The sequence below is a fragment of the Limnospira indica PCC 8005 genome (genome assembly GCF_000973065.1).
In the GTDB taxonomy this organism is placed as follows: domain Bacteria; phylum Cyanobacteriota; class Cyanobacteriia; order Cyanobacteriales; family Microcoleaceae; genus Limnospira; species Limnospira fusiformis.
Map to the genome: position 1 here is coordinate 5737502 of NZ_FO818640.1, position 20619 is coordinate 5758120.

Here is a 20619-nt window from a genome sequence, read left to right on the forward strand (position 1 = left end):
CGAATTTTTTGACTCCCGCTGTTTAATTGGAAGACGATCGCCTTTTTTTCCCAAACTTAATCAATGCGATCGCCAAGAGTACCCCTAACCCAGCACAGGCGAAACTCAGCAAGACAGCAATAGTAAAAGGATGCACATTATCACCTCGATTATCAGACCAGGGAAACGTCATTTTCTCCTGAAAAATTAACGCCGAAGTCGAAGCTACAATCGCCCCCACCCCAATACCCCAGCCAGCGATTTGGATTTGATGTTCCAAAAGGCGATCGCGTTCCGCTTGGTCAATTTCCACCAAACCGCGAATCGTGTTAATTGCGGTATCTAACAGGCGTTCTCCTTGTTGCAGATAAACCAAATCCGCTTTTATTTGTTCCTGAAATGTGCCAAAAATATGATTGGCTTTATCCCGCCAACCCGTCAAATCACTGTTACTTTTGACCTCCATGCGGGTGAGAGTATTAAGATAATTATTCCGATTAATGGCGATCGTATTCTCAAACGTCACCAAACTCCGCATTCGTTGAGAATACCGCAACGATAAATCCAACAAATTCTTAATTTCCTTTTTCAAAGACCTTAACTCTTCCTCCGACAAATCCGGCGGAACATCCGTCGCAATATTAGGCGGAAAAGTCCGAATCGTCTTTTCTATCGTTTTAATATCCTGATTAGCCTTACTATATTCCCCCCGACTGTCTATGTAATTTTGGCAAATCTTGCGCTCATAAAAAAACAACTCCGGTAACCACCACTGAACCCCATTAATTTTCTCTTTACTCTCCTCCGAAAATAGCAGCAAAATCATAATCTTTCCGTAGGGATGGGGACTATAAATATCCTGATATTCATACAGAAATCCCCCCAAAAACTCTCGACTAGCCCAGAAAGGCGGCGCTGGTTTTTTCGGGTCTGGTTTTAACAGGTTTTGTAATAGTTCATCGGCTAATTTTTTCCCCTCCTCCAAAGTCCCTGGGCGAGAGTCAATAAAACCACTAAACAGCATCGTTGTTCCCCAAGAGGCGTGTTTGAGATGAGTTTGCAGCGGTTCATCTAGGCTTGTTGACGTTCCCGCAAAAAATGACTTTGGGGGGCTTAATTTCGCAATATCTGAGAATTTTACCCCATCTTTTCCCAGTTTTTGGGGATGGAAGATGTGCAATAAAAAACTATAGCTATCGTTCAGATATTGAGGATAGAAAAATCCCCGATATTGGGTCGGAAAATTAACTCGTTGAATCCCTATCTTACCCGGATTATTTATGATTTGAAAAAATGGATTATTGCCATTAGTTAAATCATCAAAATCCGACCTAAATAGATATTCCTGGATGACATCTTCTAGGGTCTTTCCACTCAGATAATTATGCCAATCAATCAGAATTTCCAGGACAATTATTCTCAGTTTAATCCACCATACAAGTCCCCTAATTGTCTGAATATACTGAAACCAATTATCAAGAATTGCCCACGGGGATAAAATCTCTTTTTGTAAGTTTTTCACCAGAGAATCCACCAACCCATAATCTGCCAATAACTGGAGATAATAAACAATCATTGACCTGAGAGGCAAATCCTGATCCGTGTCTTGTAGGTTGGTGGTACTTAGGATTTTTAAATGATAGGTAAACAAGCGGATTTCTGGGGCATAAATAACCTTATCTTTCATGATGATTGCTGCTGGTGCTGCTGTTTAGATTTATCGATAGTTTCCTGCACAAATCGAGTTGATAAGTTAGTCAATTTAATTTCTTCCTCCGTTGCCACATCATCTGGGTCTTCATACTCATCGATCGCATCAGCTTGGACGGGTTGGAGTGCTTGGAGGATTTCACGATATTGGTGGTTTTTACACCATTTTGCGATCGCTCGTGCTATAGTTTTAATATCATCATTAGCTGAGGCGAGGTTGGCTTTCAGTTCCTCCAAAGTTTCCCAAGCCGTGGGGGGAATAATCGCACTCTCGGGTTTTTTACTTTCTCGATGCAGAAGCAGTAAAAAAGCCCGCACAATCCGTTCATTTTCAGATGTTGGCATCATGGTTCGACCTCATCATGGCTCAATTCTCCCCTATTATAACCCTTCGCCGTCAAGTCTGACCCATAACAAGCCTCCGCAAAGGGGGGTCATCAAATAAACTCAAACGGTCTTCCACTTCTTCCATTTCGCCGTCGCCTTCAAGTCATAGTTGAGCCAGTCAAGAATACCAGAACTTTAATCTCTACTTTCCGGTAATGTCCGTTGGAATTGAGCCAATTTTAACCTGAGAACTCTTTGCTTATTATGCAAGGTTAAGATTAATTCATGCTTTTCTGGATAGCGCCACTCCACATAATCAATGAAATCATCAATTGTACAAGTTTCTTGGGTTCCTCCATTCCATTGATGAAAATCTTCATGTAGTTTTTTGTCAATTGTTAAGATGTTATCTGGATCTGCGCTGAGAAAATGATATGTTTTTTGGTCATAAAGATGATGACCAACCAGTTCAATCCGTTGGTTATACTTATCTCTAACAACACCCGTCACCTGACAAGTTTTTTTATCTCTATTTTTGGCGAAGTTCATAGCTTGCTCAATCTGTTTTGGCTCTGGAGAAGGAGCGATCGCCAGAAATTTTAATACCGGAGGAGCAACTTCACGCACCCGTTTACAATAATCACGCCTCTCTTCTGAACGCAATTTTAAGGACAATTCTATACTGAGTTTTTCTAAGCCAGACAACGAGAAGAATCTCAGTCCGTCATAATCTTCAAAATCTATATTTATTCTCATGGGAAAATCCGACCTTTGAATATCTCCAAACGCCCGGATTAACCTTGATGAAGTCGTCATAAATATCTTCACTACATCTTCTCGACTAAGCCAGTGACGTTTATTTCTATAAACTAAAGAAGAACTATTTTCATACACTGCTCTACGAATCTTGCCATCTATTTGATTGAGGCTATATTGCTCTAGTAAGGCAATAACTCCGTTTAGGGCAATTTTAGTGGCATCACCTCTCAAATCCAGATAACTGGCAATAGCCAAAGCTCCTTCCCGAGAAAATATCCGAATCGGTTGTTTATTTACATAATTTTGTATTGCAAAATGCAACCATTCTTTGAGTTGAATACTTTCATCAGCAGATGCCTGTAAAAAATCCACTATTTCGTCTAAACTTTGTTGATTTAGCCCTAAAGCCTCAGCCAGCTTTATTTCTTCAATATAGAAAACTTCTTTATCAAAAGGCATCTTCAGAATCCAGCAATTATACTCTTGTACATATTTTCGACCTGCTCAAAAATAGCTCTGTCACCCGTCACTAAATTGTCTGGATGATAAATTTTTGATAATTGATAGTAGGCAGCTTTAACATCATTCTTGGTAGCAGTTTTGGGATCTAGTCCAAATACCTGCCAGGGTTTAAAGTATTTAAAGATATCAATTCCATTAATACAACCATATCCTTCCTGGCTTTGCTCATGGGGAAGGATACCTACAAACTTTCGATAGAGTGTTTCCCAGGTTGGTTTTAAGCGGAAGTCTAACGAGTCCATACCATCAGTCGCCATCCTGAAACCACCAGATTTTTTCAACTCTGATGTATTGTTCACGCCAAACCGCTCATAAATAGCTTTTTTTAGCTCATCAGTCTTCAGCGACTGAGCTTTCTTGCTTGACTTTTGCTGTGATATCTCCAGAACGAAATAGGCAAACTGCTCCAACAGTTCCGAGTCAACTTGCCTGACTTGAGCAAGACGATCTATCTCAGTCTTTACTTGTGGATCTAGAACTACTTGGGGCATGGGAGTACCACCACAACTTTACTTTATTAATTATGGCAAGACATTCAGGCTAAGTCAAGGAAAGTTATTCTGGCAAAAAGGTGTCGTATTCGCCGGGGGTTATCTCGCTATGGGATGGCTGCGTTACCCCTAAAAACGCCCCCACCGCCTGCGCCACATCAAGTCGGCATCGTCTAACCTCATCATCACTCAACCCACCCCATTATAACCCCGTTGCCGTAAACGCAGACCAATAACAAGCCTCGGCAAACGGGGGGTCATTAAATAAAATCAAACGGTCTTCCACTTCTTCCACTTCCTCCGGGGTCGCCTTCTGCTCATGTTTTAGCCAGTGGAGAATATCATCACAAGATACCCCCCGCAACCAAGTTTGAGCCGCTTGCAAAGCCACTGTCACCGAGGGATAATCCGGTAAAATTTGATAGAGGCGCAGCGTCACCAGAGTCGCCGCCAGTTCATCCACATTCCAGAGACTGGCGACCACCGTTCGCGCTCCGGCGTAGAAAAACGCACTGGATAATCCCACATAATCATCAGTGTGGGAAGTTTCCACCAAGCCAGTTTTGCAAGCCGACAGCACCAGCAGGCGACAGAGGGGAATATTAAGACGGTTGAAAATATCCAGAAACGTCAGCTTTTCCTGATTTGCCAGTCTCAGATAGGCGTTGAGGGGGTTGCGATCGTCAAATTCACCGTGACAGCCAAAGTGGACCGCGTGACTCTGTTCCAGGAAGGTTTGGGTCTGGGGTTGGCTTAAATTCTCCTGGGTAGCTTTGTCGCGACGCAAGACTTGATGGGGGCTGAATTGGCGCAATAATAGTTCCACCTCCCACTCGGCATAGTTCAGGTCTTCGGTCGGGTTTTGAATCGCGAAAAAGGGGACGGTTTCCCGGTTGAGGGGGGGACGCTGCTGGAGGGTGTTGAGAATTTGACAACTGGGGGCATATTGCACGGGGAACCCGTCTTGTAGGGGTTTGCCCTCACCCCCAGCCCCTCTCCCAGCGCGGGAGAGGGGAGAAGAGGGGACGGGGAGCGCGTGGAGGGGGATGAGGTGCAGTTCCCGGTGGGGAATCAGGATAAGCTGTTGAATCTGGGATAAGTCACCCAGAAGGCGGGGGAGTTGCAAGGCGGCGCTGAGGGTTTCCAGGCGTTGGGGGAGTTGCTGATTCCAGGAGGGTTGTCCGTAGTCGCTGCGGTAGTCGCTGATGGCTTGGTCCAGGTGTTGGCGGTCCTCGGCGTTGAAGGGGTGGGGGGTAATCTGGATTTGCTCGTTTTGGCGGGTGACGAGGAAAGCGTAAAACCCGGAGTCGGCTTCGGTGGGGAGATACCACTCGATGAGGGCGGTTTGAGGGGGGAGGAGGCGGCGCAAGTCGGGGAGTTGCGGGGGGACTTGTTGGGTGAGGGTAAAGTTGGGGTCGTCGAGTTCGGTGAGCAAGTCTTGGAATTGCTGGTTAGCGGCTTGGAGTTGTTGGCGGATGAGGGTTTCCGGTGAGGGTTGGTTGGGGTTGTTTTCGGTGGTGGGGGTGAGGGTGTTGCTGGAGGTGTAGGCGAGTTGTTGTTGGTACATAGCGATTTGACGGCGCAAGTCGCTGATGCGTTGTTTTTGTTCGTCCGTGGCGTTTTTGGGGTAGAGGTGGGCGCTGTCGAGGAGTTCGATCAGGGTGCGGGATTTACTGCGTTCGACAGTGAGCAAGGCTTGGGGGTAGTCTTGGTGGTTGATGCAGGCTTGCACCATTTTTTGATAGATATCGAGGGAGTTGGCGATGAGTTCCCGTTTGGTGGCTTCGGAGGTGGCCCAGTAGCGGCTTTGTTCGATGGCTAGGATGGCTTGGTTGTAGCCTTCGATGGCGATTTCCCAGTTTTGCAGGTCATAGCCGAGGTTGCCGAGGCTGCGTGAGGGTCTGAGGCAGGCTAGGGGGAAGGAGGAGGGGGTGAGGACTTCTAGGGCTGCTCGGTAGCAGGCGATCGCCTCCTCGATATTGTCCGCTCGCTATTGAATCCTAACGCACATGTGCGACGCCTATTATTTCGCTATCATTTGGCGTGCTTTTCTTAATAATTCATCCGTTTCTTGATTTATTTCCTTCTCTTTTTCAAATAGTTCATGATTGCGTTTATATAAAAATTCTAATCGTTGATCCGGTGTCAAATTTTTCAGAAAATCAACTTCAATTACATTAGATTTGCCATCTAACCACTCCAATACTACTGCTAATTTTTTCCGGCTTGTATCTTTGGTCCGAGGATTGTTTAATTTCTGTTGTATGGACTTTTGAACATCAGAAACAGAATAGATATTGTATAAATTTTCCTTTTCGGAAGGCAATTCCTTGACAATTTCTCGAACCAAATAATCTGTCAGTCCTAGAGACTTTAAATGTAGACGGGTTATTTTTTGGTTTTCAGTATTCATGGGCGTTCTACCTCTATTTTATGTTGATTATTTTTCCGACATCTTTTAGCAGATCTGCAATCCGCTTGGCTTGTTCATTAATTGTTTGCCTGAGATTGGGAATCAATTCATTTTGATAGAAGTTTTTCTCCTCCTCTAGCTGATTGACTAACGATTCAATCGTTGATTTTTGTTGCTTGTCAACTCTTTTCATCGAGCCAATTTGATAATTACGCTTTTTCAATTCCGGCCCCGCATAATGAAGGCAGCAAGCAATTACATCCTCTTCCGTTTCAACATTTCCATAATCGTCCACTGCCCTCTTTACATCAGCTTGACTCCAGCTAATACGTTGGGCAACTTTTTCGATTAATTCTTGTTTGCTTGTCATGATTTAATCCTCTAGTACCTCAATCCAAATTAACAAATTTACTTCCAATTTTACGATTGCAGTTTGGATGTAGCAATTTAAAATTTTCTGGTTTATTAGCAGTTTTTCCACCTTCTTTCAATGAAAGTACATGATGGACTTCAGCATCAGCAAATCTTAGTGTTTCACCACAGGAAGCACACTTGCCGTTTTGATACTCAAATTGCTTTTTTTTCCAATCCTTTCCCTCCGAAGATTTAAGCCATTTATTAAATTCATTCCTCGGATCTATCATTTTTTTTGCTTTTGCCAGAAGCTTTTCAGTTTCCTGACGCATTTTTTCTTCCTTTTGAAGAAGCACTAACATTTCGCTATACAGTTGGTTGAGCTTGTCTGATGAACTTTCAGTCATGCTGATTGCCTCATGTTGCTTAAAAGGCTTAATAAAGGCACATCTAATAGTTGTGAAGCACATGAAATTGCTAGATCTCAAGACAAACCTCCATTTGGATCTAGGCGAGAGGGCATGAGATTGAGGTGCATAACCCCAAATCCTTGAAAACTATATGTGCCTTACATCATTTAATCCTATCATGGATAATTGGCATCGTCAATGGCTAGTGGCTGTGGCGGGTAATTGGGGGTTAAATCTGACACTACAGATTACAGTGCGTTCTTAAGGACGGCCCAATAATCGCCCATCGGTGTTTGAATTGAGTGACAATTGCCCACACTAGGCGGTCTTTGAGTTAAGTTCAGTAAACTGGTGTTGGGATCTAATTTAGGGCGATCGCTTTTCATCCATAGCCACACACGGGGTAAGGAATACCATCCCGATTTTACCCCATCCCGGCGACTGAGAAATCCGGTTTCTTTGTTAAATTTTTGTGAAGAAACACCATATGCTGCTAGAAACCCGGTTTCTTTGCCCCCACCCCAAACGCAGATTTTTATCACTTTATCATTCCCCAGCAGCCGCTAAAACCTCTCTATATAAATTTGAGCCAATCCGAAAATTAGCCTCCCAGATTAAACTATCCATAATCGGTCTAATCTGAGGAATCAAACTCCGACGCTTTGCCACTAGCAAAATTCCTAATAATCCGGTAATCGACAACCCCAAATTGATTGCTTCCCTTCGTCCTAACCGTTCATCAATCAATAATTCTTCTGCTTTCACTTCCAATGCCAACCCACTTACAGGAGAAGTATCACTCACAACAATCATAGCCATCCCTTGGCCGTTAAATGCTGGATATCCTCCTGCAATTCCTCCACATCGTAATGAATATTAATGCCCTTCTCTGAGAGAATCTGTTGGAATCTAACCTGCGAGATATTCAGTAACTCGGCTGCCTTACCCAAGCTAATTTTTTCCTGCTGAAACAGCAATAATACCAACTCGATAATTAACTCTTGTTCAGACAGTCCACTAGCCTTAACAATGTCTGCGGAAATCACTAGACTCATAATCTTGATTTTACCTCTTCGGTGGTTAGCATGGTGCATTTCAGGATATTACCCCCATTTTACCCCATCCCCGCCACTGAGAAACCGGGTTTCTTTGTTAAATTTTTCCTTACCATCTTGAAACAGGGTTTCTTGCATCCCTCACTTCTCCCCCCCTAACGGAGAAACCTGGTTGCGCTCATTCTCTCATTTTACCCCTAAATTATCTCAAAAACCCAGTTTCTTGCCCTTTAACCCTCCTGATAATTCTCAAAAAAATCCATGAAACTTTCAGCTATTTGAATCTGTACCCTCACCTCAGATGCACCAATGCCAACATCTAAATCATAATCACTACGGTTTCGCAAATCCTGGGCATCAATCAAATATCTGTGAAATTCTCGAAACCTTTGATTATCCTTGGCAAATTCCCGACCAAAAGCACTGATGACAGCAGAATGGCTCGAAAAACTTAAATCCTTACCGAGCAAAAATGCACAAGCCACATAAAACATCGCATAATAGGCACGAGACATTGACAGTTCAGCCAGGTTATTTTCTAACAATAAACTTGCCCCCACTAAACTCCGCCGCGCCTTCTCCCACAATAACCGCTGTTCATCCTTGATAAATCAATTCCCTCTTGATGAACATTCAGTAAAAAAGGACTTTTTTCATGATTAAACCGAAAATCCGAAATAAAAGCACGGGAAATAACCGTATCATACCTTAAAGATAATTCCTGAATAAACTCACTCGTCCTCTCAATTTCTTGAGCATAATCAAAACCCTGCCTCAGAACAATCAATATATCAATATCAGAATCAGGTTTGGCTTCCCCTCTCGCCTGAGAACCATATAAGACAATTTGACTCACGCGATCGCCATAATGTACCCCAAACCAACTTTTAATTAACTCGATAATTTCCGATAAATTTTGATGTTTCATTACACAATATTCATCCCTAGCCCAAAAGGTTGATCGAGAACAATGATTAACCGCTCTCCCAAAGCTGATCAATGGTAGCTTAACCGCATCATCCGCCAAGTATCTAGGTAAGGAGTTCTCGAATCCGCGAGAGATAAGACTGCGATCGCTTTTCATCCATAGCCACACACCGGGTAGAGAATACCATCACCATTTTACCCCATCCCCGCCACTGAGAAACCGGGTTTCTTTCTTAAATTTTTGTGAATAAACAGAGATACTGCTAGAAACCCGGTTTCTTTTCCCCCACCCCAAACGCAGATTTTTATCACTTTATTATTCCCCAGCAGCCGCTAAAACCTCTCTATATAAATTTGTCCCAATCCGAAAATTAGCCTCCCAGATTAAACTATCCATAATCGGTTTAATCTAAGTAATCAAGGGTGTTCTGGGTTCAAGATGATAAGTAAAATTGATAGCAGATTACACCCGTTGCGGTAGGGGCGAAAAATTTTTCGCCTCTACAATTTTGTATTCCCTGCAACCAATCCCACCCTATAGAAGACCCGTGGCTTTTCCCCGCAGACTAGCCCTGAAATTTGCTCCTTTTCCTCAATTCTCCATTATCGATTCATTTAAAGCCTCTTGAATCACCTGCTCACTTACCCCGCGCCGCTTCAATCCATCAATAAAACTTAAAACAGGTAGCTGGCGACTTTCCAGATAGTATAAAATAGCCTCATAAGGTGATGGTAACTCAATGGGATGATGTTGTTCTTCATAGACTTCAATCAGGGCTGTCAGAACCTCAAGCCTATCCCCATCATCCGTATTTATAGGCGCATCAAATAACCGTTCAACCTCTGCTAAAGCTTCACGATAATCCGCCTCAGTTTTAATGGGTTTTAATTTCATGGGTTTCACCTCTTTAAATCGTGGTTGCATCAATATTATCATAGTCCTTATGAGTACCAATAAAGCGAATAAAGACAATCCCCAAATCATAACGAACATGAACAATTATCCGGTAATTGTTTCCTTTTATATTAAAAACCACCCGATTATTAGGAAGAATACTGGCATTACCATAAATCGCTTTAATATCTGCTGGGCTTGTCCAGTTCATGCTACGGACATCCTGAAACCAAGCCTTTAATGGTTGTTCAGCATCGGCGTGCAACTGCCAAAACTCTCGTAATGTACTGCGAGCAATAATCCTCACAACAACGTTTTCCCTCAATCATTAATCATCAATTGCAACGCAATAGCTCAGGATAGCACCCCCATTTTACACCATCCCCGCGACTGAGAAACCCAATTTTTTTCTTAAATATTTGTGAAGAAACACCAGATGCTGCTAGAAACCAGGTTTCTTTTCCCGCCTGCCATCCCCTTGTGACTTGAGACTAATCGGCATCCTTAAATCAACTCCGATAGACATCCCGACGATGCCTCACGCGCACAATCCGAACCACCCCAGCCGCCGACTTCTTAAACCGGACAGCATACCCTTCATTTGCGATTCGCTTCTGCCTGGATGTCTTGTTTTAACTCCTCCCAAGACACCTCCTCCTCCTGCTCACGAGCATGAGCCACCAACACATCATAGAAATCTTCCCATAACTCACCCCACTCAGCCAAATCAATTAATACTGCCTGTTTTTCTCCGGCTTCATTCACCACAAATTGAATTCCTTTCATGACTATTTTTCCTCATAAATTAACCGGGTCGGCGAAATCAATCAATTGCCTAATATTCATGGTGATTTCCTGGGTAACAATAGAGATTTTATTTGGGTTTCACACCATTACCGAGATAGTTCCCCCATCCCAGACAACTCCATCCCATTGGCAAAGGTAACGAGTTCTTGAATCCGCTTTCGGCGCAATCAGCTAGTTGCGCGGCTGACCCGTCAAACCAATGGGAATCTTCAGTTAATACATCCAGAATTACATTACTATCTACGAGGAAATCCGTCATTCCTCACCCCGCGTTAAATTCAGAATCTCATCAGTGGTCATATCCCCTGTGGCTTTTCCCCGCAGATTTGCGATTAACGTTGCTCCTTTGGCTGAGGTATTTTGATACCGCCAAGCTAAAAAGTCTAAGAAGATTTTAGCTTCTTCCAGGGCGGGTTGGGGGAGGTTACGCAGAATCGCTAAGATTTCAGTTTCGGTGGTTACCATGATGCAACAGCTTCAGGATAGTATCTCCATTTTACCCCATCCCCATAACTGAGAAACCGGGTTTCTTTGTTAAATTTTTGTTAAGAAACAGAGACTTGGCGAGAAATCCGGTTTCTTTTCCCAGACTTTTTACCCTTTCCCCTCCCAAAATAGTATAATCAAAGAAATACCCAAGTTGAGGTAAATGATGAGTCCCCTCCTAGAAAAAGTCTTAGCAGAAGTCACCCAACTCGATCGCCAAGAGCAGTTGCAACTCGTCTCCTACTTAATTACCCAGTGGCAACAACAGCCAAACCTATTTGTAGAGCCAAAAATCAGCCGTAAAAATTTATTTGGTTGTATGCAGGGCAAAATCAAGATTGCCGAAGACTTTGACGCCCCCCTTGATGATTTTGCTGAGTATATGTAATGAGATTATTATTAGATACACATATCTTGATTTGGCTGATAGAAGGCAACCCAAATCTTAGCCAAACCGCAAGGCAAGCGATCGAGGATGAAAGCAACACTTTGCACCTAAGTATTGTTAGCCTCTGGGAAATAACCATTAAAACCAGCCTCGGTAAACTCGAACTGGCAATCCCACTAGAACAAATTGTAATCAATTTTATCCTTCCCAGCGGTATTCAAATTCTCCCCATTCAGCTTTCGCACTTATTGATATTACAAACGTTACCCTTCCATCATCGAGATCCGTTCGACCGATTATTGATTTCCCAAGCCAAATCTGAAGGTTTAACCTTGGTATCAGGAGATGGTATGTTTGAGCAATATGAAGTAAAAATACTTTCTTAGTTCATCTCAAACCACCCTCCACCGAGACTCACAAACCTCCCAGAAACCTCCCAGAAACCGGGTTTCTTTAGAAAATATTTGTAAAAGAACAGAGACTTGGCTAGAAACCCGTTTTCTTTTCCCCCACCCCAAACGCAGATTTTTATCACTTTATCATTCCCCAGCAGCCGCTAAAACCTCTGTATATAAATTTGAGCCAATCCGAAAATTAGCCTCCCAGATTAAACGAGCCATAATCGGTCTAATCTGAGGAATCAAACCCCGACGCTTTGCCACTAGCCAAATTCCTAATAATCCCGTAATCGACAACCCCAAATTGATTGCTTCCCTTCGTCCTAACCGTTCATCAATCAATAATTCTTCTGCTTTCACTTCCAATGCCAACCCACTTAAAGGAGAAGTATCACTCACGACAATCATAGCCATCCCTTAGCCGTTAAATGCTGTATATCCTCCTGCAATTCCTCCAAATCGTAATGAATATTGATGCCCCTCTCTGAGAGAATCTGTTGGAATCTAAACTGAGAGATATAGCGACTAATACTTGCAAAATTAATCAATAGCATTTTAAATGACTTTAACCATCCCACAATCCTGATTTAATCGCTTCGATATCCTCTGCTAAATCATCTTGGTCGTATTGCCGAACAACATGATTTTCTCCCAACAGTTTTTGAAACTCCCACAGGGAATAATTCAACAACCGACGGGCTTGACTAAAGGTAAACACCTTATTTTCGTAAAGTTGCATGGCAATTTGTTCTAAAACTGCCGTCTCACCTTGCTCAATTAATTCGATGGAAATTTGTATGTTAATTTCTTGCATCTACCATCACCTCATCATTTCAAAAGACATTCATTCCCCAGCAGCCGCTTGGCAAAGGTAACGAGTTCTTGAATCCGCGAGAGATAAGACTGCGATCGCTTTTCATCCATCGCCACACACCGGGTAGAGAATACCATCCCCATTTTACCCCAAAGAAACCGGGTTTCTGGGGGTCGGGGAATGTCACAGTCATATATTAATCTGGGATGTGGCGATCGCATCCGAGTTATATCCGAGTTATAGGTATTCTTAGGCATTCAGATCCTGATGAGATTTGACCAATATCAGGGTTAGCTATTAGATAAATTTAAGGGATTTTATCAACCCTGTTTCTTGACTACACAGAGACTCAGAAAATAGGTTGATTGCTTAAATCTTATTGAACCAGATATAGATGCTGTAAGAAAACCGATTTCTTGAACCCCACCCACTTTACTATGCTTGATGAAAATTATCTAAAATACTTTTAATTTGCTCCTTAGTAATATCTTCCTGCTCCGATTTACTATAAATCGTCAATAACAAAATGCTGGTTTCTGATTCCAGTAAATAAATAATGCGATATCCAGCACTTTTGCCTTTTTGGATATTACTATTTTTAGCTCTGACCTTGTAAACATAAAGATGATCACCAAAACCCGAAAGGCGATCGCCTAACACCGAGCCTTTTTGGAGTTCCTCTATTAACCCCTGAGTATCAGAGCGAATATTTCGATATTTTTTGGCTAATTTTTTGAGGTTATCACGATATTCAGGTGTGAAATAAATGTTCACTAATTCAGGATTATTCGGCATCAATTCCCTCCCACATTTGTTCTAGGGGAATTCTTCTTCCGGCTTGAGCATCTTGCAACGCTCGGATTAAACTGGCTTGAATTTCCTCAACCGGAGTATCGTCAGCATCCAATTCATCTTCATCAGATATCAAAACGATAACTTTGACCCGAATATCAGGTTTAACTTCTAAAGGTTCATCTAGCAAAATGTGACCCTGATGATTGACTTTTCCCAATACCTCAAATGCCTTCATTGTCTTACCTCAAAATATGTCATACCAATGCTACCTGGGCAAAAGTAACCCAACATTTTTATGTCTGTTATGATTTGATTTTAGCACATTTATCACTCACAAATACGGTTCCGTTCTCTCCTTTTCCCTCCCCACCCTCCCCAAAACTCAGTCAAGTCTGAAACCGGGTTTCTGGGGGTCGGGGAATGTCACAGTCATATATTAATCTGGGATGTGGCGATCGCATCCGAGTTATATCGGAGTTATAGGTATGCTTAGGCATTCAGATCCTGATGAGATTTGACCAATATCAGGGTTAGCTATTAGATAAATTTAACGGATTTTGGCTGATGCTGGTGGGGGAGTAATTCCCCATTGGTTTAGGCGTTTATCTATATTTTGGAGGATGGTAAAATCTCCGGCGGGGAGGGGATGACTCGAACTGCCTAAATAACCATTTGGCGGCGCTTCCTGGGATTCTAGGAAGCTGAAAGCCTGCCGAAAAGCCGGGGGGGTGGCTGTTATCGGTGCGTCAAAATGGCAGGGAATAATCCGGTTAAAATTCCACTCGCCAACACGATCCGCCCAGGCGAGGGTCAGTTGTGGCGAACGATTCAAGATCAGGGTTTGCAGAATGGGAGCCACTAATATATTGCCGTCTCTTCGGAGGGTGTTAAAGGCTTCTTCCCAGCCCGATCGCCACTGGAAGGGAAATAAACCAAAATAGGCTTTTCGAGAGCGATCGCTTGCTTTTAAAGCATCACTGAGAGCTTGTTTGAATGGCACTGGCTCTAATGTATCTGGTTGGAAATACAGGGAAAATAGGGTGATTCGCTGCCATCCTTTTTGGCGGGTGGTCGGGTGATCTGCCACGGTTTGAAAGGCATTATCTCGCGCGTGGAATAACAGAGGATAGGCATCTAGTTCCACTATGGCTGGGGGTTTTTCGGGAATAGAAATTATCGTATCTGTCAGTAATAAAGTTTGCGATCGCCAATGGAAAAATGCCACTTCCTCAAAGGTTCCTAATCCCAAATTAATCGGGCCTAAAATCGCATAACTAAACTCGCGGGAAAACGGAGTCTCAGAACAATCTGCTGGTAAAATATGGGTACGTTTCGGGGGTAAACCTAACCAACTCAAGGGTAATTTGAACGGATAACTCCATTGATCTGGAGCCACAAAAACCTGAGCTTTCGGAAACTTCCGCGCAAAGGGACCGACAAACACTTTATGCTCAAGACCGGAGGTGGTGGGGAGGATAATATAGCGCACCTCTCCATATTCAGCTACTAACTCATTCACCAGTCTAATACATTCAGGAGTAGGAGCCACAGGAGCATAAACTAATAATCCCCCCATATCCAACCGAATGACGGTCATGCGAATGGGAACCACCACATACAGAATACCTTGGACCTGTTCAAAAGTCCAAATGCGATCGCTGACTACTTCCCGGCGAATAGTCCGACGCTGACTAAATGGGTAGAGGGGGACTAAGGGCCACCATGGCCAACGCCAGTCTGAAGAGTGACTGAGGGGGTTAGGGTGTTCCGGTTGACTTTCCACTGGTATTACGGTTCATAGCACTTATTAGAGGTTATCAGAAACCTGGTTTCTAGGGGAAAATTAGATAATACTCAATCATGATAACTAAGCGATCGCCCTACCAATGTCCACAGCCGCCGATATCCTTATCCTCTCCAACGGTCCGGGAGAACTAACTACCTGGGTGCGACCAGTCCTAGAAGCTATTAGATCTCAAAATAGCCATCTGGATCTGAGAACCTCCCTGATTCTATCACCTTGTCCTAACGCTACCGGTAACGAAGTAGAAATCGGGCGATCGCTTTTAGCCATTGACCGCATTCAGGGTCCCCAACACTTCTGGAAATTTTTACTCTCAGGAAAAACTGCCCAAAATTGGGATTGGCGAGAAAAGGGTTTAGTCTTATTTTTGGGCGGCGACCAAGCCTTTACCCCGATTATTGCCCGCCGCCTGGCATATCAAAGTATAGTTTACGCAGAATGGGATATCCGTTGGTGGCGATGGATTGACAAATTTGCCGTCATGAAACCCGAAACCATTAGCCGTATACCTCACTTATACGCCTCAAAATGCACTGTTATAGGCGACTTGATGGCTGATGTGACTTCCCCCCCAACCCAGGAGCCAATCCAGCCTTACTCGCTGCTACAGCCACCTCTGACCGAACTTATCGCTCTGCTTCCTGGCTCGAAAATGGCTAAACTGGTTCAGGGTGTGCCTTTGACTTTGGCGATCGCTCAATATATCCACCAGCGCCGCCCTCAAACTCAATTTATCATTCCTGTCGCTCCCACGGTCGAGGTCTCTACCATTGCACAACTGGCTAATCCTGAATATAACCCCATCCTTAGTTATTTCCCCGGTGTGGCGGCGGATCTCCAACAGATAGGTGATCAATTTATCCTACAAACCAAAACTGGCTTAAACGTGAGTCTGTATACTCAAAACCCCGCTTATCCCCTACTTTCCCGCTGCTGTTTCGCTGTCACCACCGTGGGGGCTAATACTGCGGAATTGGGTGCTTTAGCTATACCTATGGTGGTTTTGCTTCCTAGTTATCAACTTGATGCTATGCGTGCGTGGGATGGTATCCCAGGGATTTTAGCCAATTTACCTGGTGTTGGTGGCTTCCTGGCTAAGGGAATTAATAGCCTAGCACTATCGTATATACAACGTACTGGTAAATTATTGGCTTGGCCGAATATTTGGGCCGGTTCCGAAATCGTCCCGGAATTTTTGGGGAGGCTACAACCAGAATTTATTGGCGATCGCATTTTGGAATATTTGCAAAACCCCCACCGTCTCCAAACTATTCGCGATCGCTTGCGACAAGTCCGGGGACAACCTGGAGCCTCTCAAAAATTGGCTAATATGGTACTTGAAACCTTGTCACAATAGTTGGTAAATTGGGATAAATTAGTATCTATATCAGCAACAGGAGATAGGTTAATATGGGATATGCCATTGACGTTAATCAGGATAATTTTCAGGCAGAAGTTATTGATAAGTCTTGGGAAACATTGGTGATGGTCGATTTTTTTGCTACCTGGTGCGGCCCTTGTCAAATCATGAAACCCATACTAGAGCGACTGACCACCGAATACGATTTTATCTTAGCCAAGGTCGATGTAGATCAGAATCCTGAATTAGCTAGTCAATATGGTATTCAGGGAGTTCCTGATGTTCGTATGGTTACCAAAGGAGAGGTTAAACCTGGTTTTGTGGGGGCGATCGCTGAACCGCAACTGCGGGAATTGTTGGCGGGGTTTAACCTTAAATCAGAGTTAGAAAATGGATTGTCCGCTATTGACAATGCTACTCATTCCGGTAATCTCAAACAAGCTAAAAATTTGTTTGATTTTTTGTTTGAGAAATATCCCAATCATCCCGAACTAATTATTAAAGCTGCTCAGTTTCTCATTGCCGTTAATGAAATTGAAGCCGCCCAAAAAATGTTGGCAACTATTAGACCCGATAACCGAGAGTTTCATGCTAAGGCGCGTGCTGTCGAAAAATTGATTGAATTTCGAGTCGCTGCTGAAAACCCTGGAGAAACCGAAATAGAACAGCTTTATGCTCAAGCCTGCCAGCATATCATTAATGAGGAATATGATGCGGGTCTTTCATTATTTCTAAAGATTGTCGGCATTAGTCGTAAATATCGCGAAGATGGCGCTAGAAAAGCTATGATCGCAGTGTTTGACCTTCTCGGACCAGATCATCCACTTATCCCTCAGTATCGTAAGCAGCTTATGCTACAATTGTATTGATGGTGCTGGATAGGCTATCAACAGTTAAAGCAGTCAGGGTGTCCAAAAATAGCCAAATAGTGAGGAGTAGTAATTAATTGATTCACGGGTGAGGTGGTAACTGGTTAGGCAGCTATCCTAAATTGTTAATAATTACCTTCGTGATGATCTATGAATAAAACACTAGCTATTCTGGGAGAATTGAGCGATCGTGACCTGGACTGGATTATTGCTAATGGTCAGCAACAGCAACTTGAGTCTGGCATGGTTTTAATTACAGAAGGTCAGCTAATTGAAGCCCTTTATATCGTTCTTGATGGTACATTGGTGGCATCAGTAGCCGCCTTGGGAAATCGAGAAGTGGCTACACTGGGTATAGGAGAAGTTATCGGAGAAATGTCTTTTGTTGATGGTCGTATGCCTTCAGCAACAGTTAGCGCCAAAGAACCTTGTTTAGTCTTATCGGTTCCTCGTGAAAAATTATCAGAAAAATTGGAGTGGGATGCTTTGTTTTCTCTGAGATTTTATCGAGCAGTAAGTAAGTTTTTGTCCTATCGTCTCCGAAATACTGTGACCCAGTTTGGTCAACAAAAACCATTACCTTCTGAAACTAATAGTTCTACCACAGAAATTGAGCAATCTCTCGATGAGGACGGATATCGGTTTCGGGAAATTATACAACGTCTGCGAGGTGAATATGTAGTGCCAACCTAAACGGGATGCCTAAGACCCATGGAGAAACTTGGCGATCGCCCTAGGTAGAATTTGAACAAGATCCGGTTTTGGGTTAAAATATTAAAAGCGGATTTAGTCAAGAGTGCTTCCATAATGACAGAGCAGATCAACGAAAAACTCTCCACTCCCAAAAGCCTAGAGGCGATGAAGCGATTCGCCGAACAGTATGCTAAACGAACTGGAACCTATTTTTGTGCGGAACCTTCAGTGACAGCCGTAGTGATTGAAGGACTTGCCAAGCATAAGGATGATTTAGGTTCTCCCCTATGTCCCTGCCGCCACTATGAAGATAAAGAGGCAGAGGTCAAAGATGCTTTCTGGAATTGTCCTTGCATCCCTATGCGGGAACGCAAAGAGTGCCATTGTATGCTTTTCTTAACCCCAGATAATGATTTTGCCGGAGATCAGCAAACCATTGAGATGGAAGTGTTAGAAGAAGCCAGAAAAAGCATGGTTTGAGCTACCATATCACCAGTAACTAGGGAACAGGTAAAAGTTATTTTACCCCCCTCTAACTCCCTCTAACTCCCCCTTATTCACAGGGGGATTATATTATTTATGTAATGTCGCGGGTTGTGCTATAGGTAAGGATAAGACAATGGTTAAAGATATTCCTCCTGAGTTTTGGCAAGGAATTAATGAGTTTAATCAAAGGGAATTTTACGCCTGCCATGATACTTTAGAAGCTATCTGGATGGAAGCCGGAGAACCCGAAAAGCGGTTTTATCAAGGCATTTTACAAATTGCTGTTTCTCTGTATCATCTCAGTAATGATAATTGGCAAGGAGCAGTTATTTTGATGGGGGAAGGAATTTCTCGCCTGGGTTACTATCAGCCGAGTTATTTTGATATTAATGTCGAGAAATTAGTGACGGAAACGGCGACCCTATTAAAGGCTTTGCAAGAATCAGGTAAGGAAAATGTGCAGGATTTTAGAGAAGGTTTGGAAAACCATAAAACTGGGATTTTGCCAACCATTGAAATTTTAGATACTACGTCTTTATAGGTTGAGCGTAATGGATTGAAAAACCACTTGGACAACAGCAAGCTGCTCTCAGGAAGATTCTGTTGACTATCAGAAAGAAACTGACGTAATACTGGTTGCCATACACGGTAAAATCAGAAAATATCCCGCCATTAGCTTGGATTTTTCCAGAGATTGTGTCAAAGTGAATCGGGAAATTAGGTTGTAGGGTAATATGACAAAACTCCGGGTTGCACTGTTATTTGGTGGATGTTCGGGAGAGCATGAGGTGTCCATTACCTCGGCTAAGGCGATCGCCAATGCACTCTCTATAGACCCAAACCCCAGTAAATATGAGGTAGTCCCCATATATATAGAAAAAAATGGGGTGTGGCATAGAGGGACCGAGGCGGAAGCGGTTTTAGAGTCGGGTCAACCCCTAACAGTGACAGGGGAAGTGATACCAAGCGATCGCATTCCTGACCCCGCCACTGTAAAGGATATAGACCTTTGGTTTCCCATTCTTCACGGTCCTAATGGGGAAGATGGCACAGTTCAGGGTATGTTAACCTTAATGCAAGTGCCTTATGTGGGTTCGGGAGTTCTCGGTTCTGCGGTTGGTATGGATAAAATCGCCATGAAAATGGCTTTTTCTCAGGCGGGAATTCCGCAAGTGCGTTATCAAGCAGTGCGGCGTAGTCAAGTATGGTCTAACCCCTGTATTTTCCCGAAATTATGCGATGACCTTGATGCGGCTTTGGGTTATCCCTGCTTTGTGAAACCTGCTAATTTAGGGTCTTCTGTTGGCATTTCCAAAGTGCGATCGCGTCAGGAACTCGAAGCGGCTTTAGATGCTGCGGCTACCTATGATCGGCGAATTATTGTGGAAGCAGGAGTCGAAGCCAGAGAACTAGAATGTGCTGTTTTAGGCAATGATTATCCGAAAGCGTCCGTGGTGGGAGAAATTAGCTATAACAGCGATTTCTACGACTACGAAACTAAGTATACTGATGGCAAAGCTAATCTGATGATTCCAGCGCCTATTGATACAGCGATCGCTTCTAAAGTCCGAGATATGGCGATCGAAGCCTTCCTCGCCGTCGATGCTGCTGGACTAGCGCGGGTAGATTTCTTCTATATCGAAAAAACCGGAGAAGTCTTGCTGAATGAAATCAACACCCTCCCCGGTTTTACCGCTTTAAGTATGTATCCGCAACTGTGGTCAGCCACAGGAATCAGCTTTCCAGAATTGGTAAATCAACTCATTGAATTAGCCCTAGAAAGGCATACCCAAGCCGCTGAAGCCCGCTAATTTACTGCCCAAATACCCCCCATAAATCTGCCTTGAAAGACCTGGTAAGGTGGTAATCATCCCCCC

General features: G+C 43.5%; 31 protein-coding genes. 8 read left to right on the forward strand and 23 right to left on the reverse strand.

The window, feature by feature from the left end; all coding sequences use genetic code 11:
- Positions 1-22: 22 nt before the first annotated feature.
- The 16 genes from XZ46_RS25275 to XZ46_RS25360 all read right to left on the reverse strand — a co-directional run bounded on the left by XZ46_RS25275 (position 23) and on the right by XZ46_RS25360 (position 11114).
- Complete coding sequence (locus XZ46_RS25275; protein ID WP_008055888.1) at positions 23-1666, reverse strand: hypothetical protein; 1644 nt, start codon at positions 1664-1666, stop codon at positions 23-25.
- Positions 1663-2037: a hypothetical protein gene (locus XZ46_RS25280; protein ID WP_228116427.1), complete on the reverse strand. Its 375-nt coding sequence runs from the start codon at positions 2035-2037 to the stop codon at positions 1663-1665. Before XZ46_RS25280 ends, XZ46_RS25275 begins: the two co-directional genes overlap by 4 nt.
- A gap of 174 nt (positions 2038-2211) precedes the next feature.
- The gene (locus tag XZ46_RS25285) at positions 2212-3234 is read right to left on the reverse strand and encodes a hypothetical protein (RefSeq protein WP_008055886.1); all 1023 of its coding nucleotides are present in this window, start codon (positions 3232-3234) and stop codon (positions 2212-2214) included.
- 2 nt (positions 3235-3236) lie between these two features.
- Positions 3237-3788 carry a J domain-containing protein gene (locus XZ46_RS25290; RefSeq protein ID WP_008055885.1) on the reverse strand — a complete coding sequence of 184 codons (552 nt, stop codon included), beginning with the start codon at positions 3786-3788 and terminating at the stop codon, positions 3237-3239.
- A 202-nt stretch (positions 3789-3990) separates the two neighbouring features.
- Complete coding sequence (locus XZ46_RS25295) at positions 3991-5523, reverse strand: CHAT domain-containing protein (protein ID WP_228116428.1); 1533 nt, start codon at positions 5521-5523, stop codon at positions 3991-3993.
- Between the two features lie 288 nt (positions 5524-5811).
- Entirely contained in the window at positions 5812-6201 is a 390-nt protein-coding gene (locus tag XZ46_RS25300) for a hypothetical protein (RefSeq protein ID WP_006622904.1), read from the reverse strand.
- 13 nt (positions 6202-6214) lie between these two features.
- On the reverse strand, positions 6215-6571 hold the full coding sequence (locus XZ46_RS25305) for an HU family DNA-binding protein (RefSeq protein ID WP_008056123.1): 357 nt from the start codon (positions 6569-6571) through the stop codon (positions 6215-6217).
- 19 nt (positions 6572-6590) lie between these two features.
- Positions 6591-6962, reverse strand: coding sequence for an HNH endonuclease (locus XZ46_RS25310; RefSeq protein ID WP_006622899.1), 372 nt, complete (start codon positions 6960-6962; stop codon positions 6591-6593).
- 549 nt (positions 6963-7511) lie between these two features.
- Positions 7512-7784 (reverse strand): PIN domain-containing protein, encoded by a 273-nt coding sequence (locus XZ46_RS25320; RefSeq protein ID WP_071776869.1) that lies wholly within the window; start codon positions 7782-7784, stop codon positions 7512-7514.
- Positions 7775-8020: a UPF0175 family protein gene (locus XZ46_RS25325; protein WP_039933777.1), complete on the reverse strand. Its 246-nt coding sequence runs from the start codon at positions 8018-8020 to the stop codon at positions 7775-7777. The genes XZ46_RS25320 and XZ46_RS25325 overlap by 10 nt, the downstream gene beginning before the upstream one ends.
- Positions 8021-8250: 230 nt before the next feature.
- Entirely contained in the window at positions 8251-8580 is a 330-nt protein-coding gene (locus XZ46_RS25330) for a HEPN domain-containing protein (protein WP_008056119.1), read from the reverse strand.
- Entirely contained in the window at positions 8580-8948 is a 369-nt protein-coding gene (locus tag XZ46_RS25335) for a nucleotidyltransferase domain-containing protein (protein WP_008056116.1), read from the reverse strand. The genes XZ46_RS25330 and XZ46_RS25335 overlap by 1 nt, the downstream gene beginning before the upstream one ends.
- A 591-nt stretch (positions 8949-9539) precedes the next feature.
- Positions 9540-9842, reverse strand: coding sequence for a helix-turn-helix domain-containing protein (locus XZ46_RS25340; RefSeq protein ID WP_006670551.1), 303 nt, complete (start codon positions 9840-9842; stop codon positions 9540-9542).
- Positions 9843-9855: 13 nt separating this feature from the next.
- Positions 9856-10149, reverse strand: a complete 294-nt coding sequence (locus tag XZ46_RS25345) for a type II toxin-antitoxin system HigB family toxin (RefSeq protein WP_006622881.1) — start codon at positions 10147-10149, stop codon at positions 9856-9858.
- Positions 10150-10439: 290 nt separating this feature from the next.
- Entirely contained in the window at positions 10440-10628 is a 189-nt protein-coding gene (locus XZ46_RS25350; RefSeq protein WP_006622878.1) for a hypothetical protein, read from the reverse strand.
- A gap of 276 nt (positions 10629-10904) precedes the next feature.
- On the reverse strand, positions 10905-11114 hold the full coding sequence (locus tag XZ46_RS25360; RefSeq protein ID WP_006622874.1) for a hypothetical protein: 210 nt from the start codon (positions 11112-11114) through the stop codon (positions 10905-10907).
- 184 nt (positions 11115-11298) lie between these two features.
- Here XZ46_RS25360 and XZ46_RS25365 point away from each other — a divergent pair, with 184 nt between their 5' ends.
- Positions 11299-11523, forward strand: coding sequence for a DUF2281 domain-containing protein (locus XZ46_RS25365; protein ID WP_006622871.1), 225 nt, complete (start codon positions 11299-11301; stop codon positions 11521-11523).
- Positions 11523-11909 (forward strand): type II toxin-antitoxin system VapC family toxin, encoded by a 387-nt coding sequence (locus XZ46_RS25370; RefSeq protein ID WP_006670553.1) that lies wholly within the window; start codon positions 11523-11525, stop codon positions 11907-11909. The genes XZ46_RS25365 and XZ46_RS25370 overlap by 1 nt, the downstream gene beginning before the upstream one ends.
- A gap of 153 nt (positions 11910-12062) precedes the next feature.
- Here the strand turns inward: XZ46_RS25370 and XZ46_RS25375 are convergent, their stop codons facing one another.
- The 7 genes from XZ46_RS25375 to XZ46_RS25395 form a co-directional block, all read right to left on the reverse strand.
- Positions 12063-12335 carry a PIN domain-containing protein gene (locus XZ46_RS25375; RefSeq protein WP_008056114.1) on the reverse strand — a complete coding sequence of 91 codons (273 nt, stop codon included), beginning with the start codon at positions 12333-12335 and terminating at the stop codon, positions 12063-12065.
- A complete protein-coding gene (locus tag XZ46_RS34845) occupies positions 12326-12475 on the reverse strand; it encodes a UPF0175 family protein (RefSeq protein ID WP_006622865.1) in 150 nt (49 codons plus the stop codon). The genes XZ46_RS25375 and XZ46_RS34845 overlap by 10 nt, the downstream gene beginning before the upstream one ends.
- Before the next feature lie 11 nt (positions 12476-12486).
- Positions 12487-12735, reverse strand: a complete 249-nt coding sequence (locus XZ46_RS25380) for a UPF0175 family protein (protein WP_006622863.1) — start codon at positions 12733-12735, stop codon at positions 12487-12489.
- A 14-nt stretch (positions 12736-12749) separates the two neighbouring features.
- The gene (locus XZ46_RS34850; protein WP_157234564.1) at positions 12750-12992 is read right to left on the reverse strand and encodes a hypothetical protein; all 243 of its coding nucleotides are present in this window, start codon (positions 12990-12992) and stop codon (positions 12750-12752) included.
- A gap of 178 nt (positions 12993-13170) precedes the next feature.
- On the reverse strand, positions 13171-13530 hold the full coding sequence (locus XZ46_RS25385; RefSeq protein WP_006622859.1) for a type II toxin-antitoxin system RelE family toxin: 360 nt from the start codon (positions 13528-13530) through the stop codon (positions 13171-13173).
- Positions 13520-13765 carry a type II toxin-antitoxin system RelN family antitoxin gene (locus XZ46_RS25390; RefSeq protein ID WP_006622858.1) on the reverse strand — a complete coding sequence of 82 codons (246 nt, stop codon included), beginning with the start codon at positions 13763-13765 and terminating at the stop codon, positions 13520-13522. Before XZ46_RS25390 ends, XZ46_RS25385 begins: the two co-directional genes overlap by 11 nt.
- Before the next feature lie 312 nt (positions 13766-14077).
- A complete protein-coding gene (locus XZ46_RS25395) occupies positions 14078-15313 on the reverse strand; it encodes a DUF4336 domain-containing protein (RefSeq protein WP_008056111.1) in 1236 nt (411 codons plus the stop codon).
- A 103-nt stretch (positions 15314-15416) separates the two neighbouring features.
- Here XZ46_RS25395 and XZ46_RS25400 point away from each other — a divergent pair, with 103 nt between their 5' ends.
- The 6 genes from XZ46_RS25400 to XZ46_RS25425 all read left to right on the forward strand — a co-directional run bounded on the left by XZ46_RS25400 (position 15417) and on the right by XZ46_RS25425 (position 20553).
- Positions 15417-16691 (forward strand): glycosyltransferase family protein, encoded by a 1275-nt coding sequence (locus XZ46_RS25400; protein ID WP_008056109.1) that lies wholly within the window; start codon positions 15417-15419, stop codon positions 16689-16691.
- 53 nt (positions 16692-16744) lie between these two features.
- Complete coding sequence (locus tag XZ46_RS25405) at positions 16745-17563, forward strand: tetratricopeptide repeat protein (protein ID WP_006622855.1); 819 nt, start codon at positions 16745-16747, stop codon at positions 17561-17563.
- Between the two features lie 150 nt (positions 17564-17713).
- Positions 17714-18256: a cyclic nucleotide-binding domain-containing protein gene (locus tag XZ46_RS25410; protein WP_006622854.1), complete on the forward strand. Its 543-nt coding sequence runs from the start codon at positions 17714-17716 to the stop codon at positions 18254-18256.
- A 114-nt stretch (positions 18257-18370) separates the two neighbouring features.
- Positions 18371-18736 (forward strand): ferredoxin thioredoxin reductase catalytic beta subunit, encoded by a 366-nt coding sequence (locus XZ46_RS25415; protein ID WP_006617433.1) that lies wholly within the window; start codon positions 18371-18373, stop codon positions 18734-18736.
- A gap of 139 nt (positions 18737-18875) precedes the next feature.
- Positions 18876-19283, forward strand: a complete 408-nt coding sequence (locus XZ46_RS25420; RefSeq protein ID WP_006622852.1) for a DUF309 domain-containing protein — start codon at positions 18876-18878, stop codon at positions 19281-19283.
- A gap of 193 nt (positions 19284-19476) precedes the next feature.
- Positions 19477-20553 carry a D-alanine--D-alanine ligase family protein gene (locus XZ46_RS25425; protein WP_006670563.1) on the forward strand — a complete coding sequence of 359 codons (1077 nt, stop codon included), beginning with the start codon at positions 19477-19479 and terminating at the stop codon, positions 20551-20553.
- Positions 20554-20619 lie beyond the last annotated feature (66 nt).